Here is a 4439-nt window from a genome sequence, read left to right as displayed (position 1 = left end):
TAAATTCAATACGCATATTACCTTTCACTTTGTCATATTCAATATAAACTTTTTCTTGAAGTGCTTTAGCTTTAAACTTTGTTTGAAGAATATCCCAAAGTCTTATTTGGGGCTCTACACTCATAAATTTAGAAAGGGCTTGAGCGTTGTCTCGGTTGAGATTTCCAACGATCGTCATTGCATCAAAACTTAATTTTGGGTCAGATATGCACACAGTATGTGCGTCCAACCGGCTATTAGAGTAGCCGGTTTTAGAAAAATTGTCTAAATCGTGATTTTCCAAATGATTTGAATGATTTGCATGATTGTTTTTATACATAAAAAATCGACTCCTTAATCTCAATTTCGTTTAAGGAATCGCTCACCCAAATATATATCTTGATGTATATTTAAATATCGTTTAATATCTAAATATACAAGATTATAAAAACAACTCAGTGTTTTTTTCTTTGAATGATGTCGTTCACAAACTTTGGTCAGGGCGTGAGCGACTCCTTTTTATTTTGTTATTAATATAACACTATCAAAAGACTTGGTCTAATCAGATCAAGTCTTTTTTTATTTAAGCATTTGTATTATCTGGTAAACAGTTAAAACTACTAAAACACCAAGTACATACTTACTTGTTATAAAATTCTCAAAGGCTTCTCTGAATTTCATTTCTTCAACTCCTTTTATTGCTTTATTCCAATTTCCTTATTGGTCGGAACCTACAGGGCTTTATGTGTTGTTGAGTTGGTACTTTCTTGGGATTAATCCCAATTCAAGTCCAACCAACTCGCTAACAAGTTAGCTAACACATAGCCCATTCCAACCAATAAGTTTTCTCGGCATAAATGCATGTTCTATAAGTGCATACCTCTATCTCGTTTTTGATTCTTTTGTTGTTCTTGTTGCTGTTCCTGTTCTGAATATAATTCTGGATTCATTTTTTTATCTAAGTTTCCTGCTAAACCATTTAGTTTTGGTTCATCTTCTGTTAACTTATTAACTCTTTCCGCAAAGGTATTTCTTCCTAAAACTCGTTCTAACTCTTTTAGTAAGATTTTTAAAAGCTTTAACGCTATTTCTATATTCTCTTTAAGTGGCTTTGCATTTTCGTAAAGTTGGTTAAAATTATCGTCTGCGTTTTCAATACGCTCAACTGCTTTATTTAATAAATCATCTTTCTCTCGTATTTCCTTATCTTTATCATCTAAGGCTCTACCAGACTTTATATACTCGTAATCTTCCGAAATATCTTGAGCAGCTTTTATCTGTTTCTGAAATTCATTGAAATCTTTTTGGCTTATTACAACATTTCCAGTTTCTTGTATTTCTTTGCTAAATAAACCACCTACTTTTTCAGTTTCTTGCTCATACGGAACATTTATAGGCTTTTTAAGCGTATTTAACGATTTTTGGTACTCTTGCATTAATTTATCGTTCTTTTGCTTTATATGGTCTGTTTTTTGGCTCTCACGTTCATATTCTTGCTTATGATATTCTGTTTTTTGTTTATACTGACTTATTTGCTCATGTTTAGCATTTGTTACTTGTCTTGATTGCCCACGTTCTAAATCATATCCTCGTTGTTTAACATGCTCATTAAATCTATCTTGAAACGCTGTTAAAGCTTTTTTATTACCTACAACTTCTTTAGCACTTAAACGACCATCATCAGTTATTGGAACAACGCCATAATGCATATGTGGTGTTTTTTCGTCCATGTGAACTGTTGCATATAATAAATTATCTTTACCGTATTCTTGTTCTAAAAACTCTTTAGCATATTCAAAAAACTGCTTTGTATCTTCTGGCGTTTGATTATCAAAGAAATCATTGTCTGATGTAATTAAACCATCAATGTGTTTAATCGCGTCTGTTCTAATTTTTCTTTTGCCTGTATAATTCTGTTCGATTTTTTCATCAATCAAGTTATTAAAATTCTGTTTATTAGCATTTACCAAATCATAATTTAAGTAAGTTTTACTATGGTCTATATCTTCATTTTCATAATTATTATTTTCTCTTTGAACATGTTTTTGTATGCCCGTTGTATTTGTTCCAGATTTAACTTTTGAAACTCTAACAATGGAATAAGACATATAAAAATCACTCCTAAGCACAAAGGTTTCATGTGTATTTAATAGTTTAAGTCTAACACACTAGACTTATTTTTAATAAGTCGTTAATACGTGTGCTCTGCGAGGCTTAAACCTGTTTTTGCTAACGCAAAAAATGAGTGGCAAAATGCTAGCCACTCATAGTTCTAAACCAAAATATAATATAACTATTCAAACTGCTTTTCAGAACGTTTAAATACAATAATCGTCAAAAGACAACATAAAATAATAAGGATAGCCATGGCTACAAGAATATTACTATACACTCCAGAAGAATAATTTATAAATTCCAGAACTAGTTTACGATTAATCAATTGTAGTGACAATAAACCTCCTACAATTGCTATACCTGTTCCCTCTGATAAAAAACTTGTGAAATTTAGCAAACTCATTCCAGAAGCAACTTCTTCTTCAGAAAGACTACTTGATACTATTTTTGATATAACTGTTTTAGTAAAAGATAATCCGCCCATAACAAATATAAACATAAAAGTAGTCAACCACATACTAAACTCAACAAAAAATGCAATAGTTAAAAAACTTATAGAGATAGACAATGATCCTAAAATAAAAACAAATAATGATCCTTTTCTATCCACTAAAAAACCACCAAAATAACCAAAAACAATAACACTCATGGTTCCAGGAAAAATAACACTATTACCTATTGTCGCTACATTTACATGATAAATAGTTTTCATCATATAAGGCACCATTGATATAAAACCAGCTACTATAGAAAATATTAGCCCACCAGAAAACAAACCAAGCATAAACGGAATGTTTTTCCCTAGTTTAGGATTAATAAAAGGGTTAGAAACTCTTGAAATATGTTTAATAAAAATCACAAAAAAGATTGTGAAGAGTATTAAAAAAGTCCAATTATAATTTGTCGTAAATAACATAAAACATATAATACTTATAGACATTAAAACAATACCTACGATATCTAATGTATTTTTTGTTGATTTACCAGGTACCATTACTTTAATAAGAAAAGGTATAGTTACTATTGTAATCATAGGAAGTATAAGTAGGTAAGACCAATGAATATAATGTGCTATTATTCCCCCTATTGAAGGACCTAACCCTTCACCTAAAGCTACAATTGATCCTATAAAACCAAAGGCTTTGCCTTGTTTTTTTCTTGTAATATTTCTAGCTACAACCACCATAATCAGTGAAGGGAATGCAGCAGATCCTACTCCTTGTACTAACCTACCAAAAATCAAAATAAAAAAGTGATTGTGACCAATAAAAGCAATCAATGAACCAAGACAGCTCAAACTAATACCAATAATTAACAATTTTTTTATATTTATATAATCAGATAATTTTCCATATACTGCTGTTCCTATCGAAAAAGTTAACATATATGCAGTGTTTACCCAGTTTGTAATTCCAGGAGTAGTATTAAAATGATTTGCAATATCAGGTAAAGAAACATTTAAAACCATTTCATTTAATACACTAAAAAATGAAAGAATACAAAGCCAAAATAAAACGCTATAAAACAAACCTTTAAATTTTTTATATAAACTAAACAATTTTACCTCTTTACTTGAGGTGACTAAAGTTTATAGGGGTAAATTATTCTTTCACCTCATATAAATTCCCCAAATTTTTAAATAGACACTTCATAAAAAAATCCTCCTAAATTAGAATAGTTTAAATATATCATTTTTGTTCAGTAATATTAATATGTACACTATTTCCAAAATTTAAATTCATGTTGCCAAAAATCGATTTGTTTTTGCAATTGTTTTTCGTTCGCTTTTAAAGTCGATTTCATTAAGTCCGTTAAATCGACTGGCGAAATTTCTTTTATCAAATTCTTATATTTTGTTCTAGAATTTCTGTGAAGCTTTCCCCATTCTTCTTCATCACTCAATAACATAAAAACTATTGCTCTATCCGCAGTGCGTTGGATAGTTTTCCAATCTGGTTGCAAGATATGTAAATCACTAAAGCAATCATTCCAGTAATCCACCATATCTCTTTTAAGTTCGATTTCTACACGCCATAAATGTTCAGACATAACTTCAGCATCTGCATTATCTTTACGTTCTTGCTTTTTATTATAAATTCTAATAAATCTATTACTATCTCTCACGCCAAAATATTTTGTTTCTGGCTTACCATTACGACCATAAAAAATAGTTTTCTTAACTGCTTTATCAGACATTGCATAGTAGTCACTCAAATCATCTTCAAAATCAAAGGCTAAATCTAATCTTGTAAAACCGTCATCTTCCATGTAGCTTATTATATTTTGTTTTAACCAAATCATTTCATCTCGTGTAAGTTTGTTTGGATTAAATTCAATACGCATAT

3 protein-coding genes and 1 pseudogene are annotated in these 4439 nt (G+C 30.0%); all 4 read right to left on the bottom strand.

Annotation, left to right across the window (positions count from 1 at the left end):
- A pseudogene (locus KA894_RS10495) lies at window positions 1–319 on the bottom strand (replication initiation factor domain-containing protein); the annotation flags it as partial.
- A gap of 526 nt (window positions 320–845) precedes the next feature.
- Complete coding sequence (gene mobV, locus KA894_RS10490) at window positions 846–2087, bottom strand: MobV family relaxase (RefSeq protein WP_000122374.1); 1242 nt, start codon at window positions 2085–2087, stop codon at window positions 846–848.
- Between the two features lie 185 nt (window positions 2088–2272).
- A complete protein-coding gene (tet(K), locus tag KA894_RS10485) occupies window positions 2273–3652 on the bottom strand; it encodes a tetracycline efflux MFS transporter Tet(K) (RefSeq protein ID WP_000492283.1) in 1380 nt (459 codons plus the stop codon).
- A 161-nt stretch (window positions 3653–3813) separates the two neighbouring features.
- The coding region (locus tag KA894_RS10480; RefSeq protein WP_210133950.1) for a replication initiation factor domain-containing protein at window positions 3814–4439 on the bottom strand (626 nt) is incomplete at its 5' end.

The organism is Staphylococcus sp. GDY8P131P, from assembly GCF_017891975.1.
In the GTDB taxonomy this organism is placed as follows: domain Bacteria; phylum Bacillota; class Bacilli; order Staphylococcales; family Staphylococcaceae; genus Staphylococcus; species Staphylococcus nepalensis.
Note: the sequence above shows the minus strand (reverse complement) of the source record. Positions and strands in the feature narration are given on the sequence as shown.

Coding starts and splice junctions, on each gene's coding strand:
- mobV (WP_000122374.1), bottom strand. CDS start 2,087: ATGTCTTATTCCATTGTTAGAGTTTCAAAAGTTAAATCTGGAACAAAT.